Source organism: uncultured Methylibium sp. (assembly GCF_902826655.1).
GTDB lineage: Bacteria > Pseudomonadota > Gammaproteobacteria > Burkholderiales > Burkholderiaceae_C > Methylibium.
In genome coordinates this window covers 1-2,563 of the sequence record NZ_CADEFR010000129.1, presented here as the reverse complement: position 1 = coordinate 2,563, position 2,563 = coordinate 1, and the positions used below count along the sequence as shown (strand labels likewise).

At 68.2% G+C, this 2,563-nt stretch carries 2 protein-coding genes; both read right to left on the bottom strand.

The window, feature by feature from the left end; translation table 11 throughout:
- The coding region (locus QZV97_RS20735) for an efflux RND transporter permease subunit (RefSeq protein ID WP_295647300.1) at positions 1-1,190 on the bottom strand (1,190 nt) is incomplete at its 3' end.
- Positions 1,187-2,563 (bottom strand): efflux RND transporter periplasmic adaptor subunit (locus QZV97_RS20730; RefSeq protein ID WP_295647298.1); only part of this gene is annotated, 1,377 nt, incomplete at its 5' end. The genes QZV97_RS20730 and QZV97_RS20735, both read right to left, overlap by 4 nt.

Sequence of the window (2,563 nt, the reverse complement as noted above, 5' to 3'; positions counted from 1 at the left end):
GCGATGCCGCCCAGCGACATGATGTTGGCGTTGACGCCCTGGTAGTGCATCACGATGAACGCCATCAGGATGCCCAGCGGCAGGCTGACGATGGCCACGAACGCCGACCGCAGGTGGAACAGGAAGACGAAGCACACCACCGCGACGACGATGAACTCCTCGAGCAGCTTGAAGCCGAGGTTCTCGACCGCGCGTTCGATCAGGCTGGAGCGGTCGTACACCGGCACGATCTCCACGCCCTGCGGCAGGCTGCCCTGGAGCGATGCAAGCTTGGCCTTGACGGCGGCGATGGTCTCCAGCGCGTTCTTGCCTGAACGCATCACGATCACGCCACCAGTCGCCTCGCCCTCGCCGTCGAGCTCACCGATGCCGCGGCGCATCTCGGGGCCGACCTGGATGCGCGCGACGTCGCCCAGGCGCACGGACACGCCGGCATCGGTGGTCACGAGCGGCACCTTGCGGAAGTCATCGAGCGAGGCCAGGTAGCCCGAGGCACGCACCACGTACTCGGCCTCGCCGAGCTCGAGCACCGAGCCACCGGCTTCCTGGTTGGATTTGCGGATCGCCTCGACAACCCGGGTGTGCGGGATGTTGTAGGCCGCGAGCTTGTCCGGGTCGAGCAGCACCTGGTACTGGCGCACCATGCCACCCACCGACGCGACCTCGGCGACGTTGGGTACCGTCTTCAGTTCGTACTTGAGGAACCAGTCCTGCAGCGCGCGCAACTGTCCGGCATCCATCTGGCCGCTGCGGTCCACCAACGAATACTGGTAGATCCAGCCAACGCCGGTGGCATCAGGTCCGAGCGAGGCGGTCGCGCCGGGCGGCAATCGAGCCTGCACCTGGTTCAGGTACTCGAGCACGCGCGAGCGGGCCCAGTAGAGGTCGGTGCCGTCCTCGAACAGCACGTAGACGAAGCTGTCGCCGAAGAACGAATAGCCGCGCACCGTCTTCGCACCCGGCACCGACAGCATCGTCGTCGTCAGCGGGTAGGTGATCTGGTTCTCGACGATGCGTGGCGCCTGCCCCGGATAGGTCGTGCGGATGATGACCTGCACGTCGGACAGGTCGGGCAGTGCGTCCAGCGGCGACCGCAGCACCGAATACACGCCCCAGGCACTGAGCATCAGCGTGGCCAGCAGCACCAGGAAGCGGTTCACGATCGACCAGCGGATCAGCGCGGCGATCATCGTGAGGCTCCGGAAGCTGCGGAGGGAAGCGCCTTGGCTTCAGGCGGCAGCAGCGTGGTTCTCGTGAGCTGCGGAGTGCCATCGGCCTCCATGGTGAACTCGAAGTCCACGCGGTCGCCCGCTTCCAGCCCGCGCGGAACGCCGCCCTTCGGCAGCTTGAAATCCATCGTCATCGAGCCCCACTTCAGCGACGGAATGGGTCCGTGCGACAGCGTCATCGCGTCGCGGCCGATGGCCTCGATCGTGGCCGTGCCCGAATGCCTGGGCGCGGCACTGGCGGACGCGGGCTTGGGCTCGTCGTTGAGCCGTGCCTCGACCCCCTTCAGGCTGGCTTCCGAATCGATCAGGAACTGCGACGAGACAACCACGCGCTGGCCCGGTTGCAGCCCGCGCCTGACTTCGGTCTGCCCGCCGCTCTCGATGCCGAGATCGACATCGACCGGCCGGAAACGACCGCCCTCCTCGCCGAGCATCACCACCGTGCGGCGGCCGGTCTGGATGACCGCCTCGGTCGGGATCAGCAGCGCCTTCTCCGCGCGCATGTCCATGAACTGCATCTGCACGAACATGCCGGGCACCAGGCGCCCGCCCGAGTTGCCGAGTTCGAGGCGCGCCTTCAGCGTGCGCGTGGTCGGATTGACCTCCGGCAACAGCGCCTGCACCCTGCCCTCGAAACTGGCGCCCGGCGCGGCCGGGCTGCGGGCCTGCACCTTGGCCCCGGGCCGCAGCAACACGGCCTGGCTCTCCGGCACCTCGGCGTTGGCCCAGACCGTGGCGGTGCCGTTGATGCGGAACAGCGTGGCTCCGGCCATCACCGTCATGCCCTCGCGCACCATCAACTCGGTGACGACGCCACCGATCGGTGCCAGCACCGTGAAGCGCGGCTGCGTCCGGCCGCTGCGCTCGACCAGTTCGATCAGCGCTTCGTCCATGCCGGCCTGGCGCATGCGCTGGCGCGCGCCGTCGACCAGCGCGGCCATGTCGGAACCCTGCATGCGCCGCACCGACAGGAACTCCTCCTGCGCCGCGATCCAGTCGGGCACGTACAGCTCGGCAAGCGCCTGCCCCTTGGCGACGCGGTCGAGCGTCGCGCGCACCTGCAGGCGCTCGACGAAGCCGGTGGCGCGGGCCTGCACCACGGCCTGGTCGCGTTCGTTCCAGGCGATGCTGCCAACCGCCGCCACGGCCGGTGACAGCGTGCCTTCGACCACCGGCGCCGTGCGAACGCCCAGGTTCTGCTGGATGCGCGGGCTCACGGTGACCTTGCTGCCGCCTTTGTCACTGTCGCCGTCACTGTCCGCGTACACCGGCACCAGCATCATGTCCATGAAGGGCGACTTGGCCGGCTTGTCGAACTTGTTCCCCGGCACCAT